Raw genomic sequence first — 233 nt, 5'->3', positions numbered from 1 at the left:
CAGTTCTTCCACCTTCTTACCGACGGTCATCATCAGATCGGCGAATTCATCCACCAGCACCACGATGTACGGCAGTTTTTCCAGCACCGGATGCACGGCGTCCATACTGTCGCCCGGTTTCCAGTAAGGATCCGGGATCGGGCGTCCCATGCGTGCGGCCTCAGCGATCTTCTCGTTGTAGCCCGCCAGATTACGCACGCCCAGCGCCGACATCAGCTTATAACGGCGCTCCA

1 protein-coding gene is annotated in these 233 nt (G+C 58.8%); it reads right to left on the bottom strand.

The window, feature by feature from the left end:
• Positions 1–233 (bottom strand): FtsK/SpoIIIE domain-containing protein (locus QP437_RS10470; protein ID WP_285267797.1); only part of this gene is annotated, 233 nt, incomplete at both ends.

This window comes from Haemophilus sp. UMB1048, from assembly GCF_030218125.1.
Classification (GTDB): domain Bacteria; phylum Pseudomonadota; class Gammaproteobacteria; order Enterobacterales; family Pasteurellaceae; genus Haemophilus_D.
Note: the sequence above shows the minus strand (reverse complement) of the source record. Positions and strands in the feature narration are given on the sequence as shown.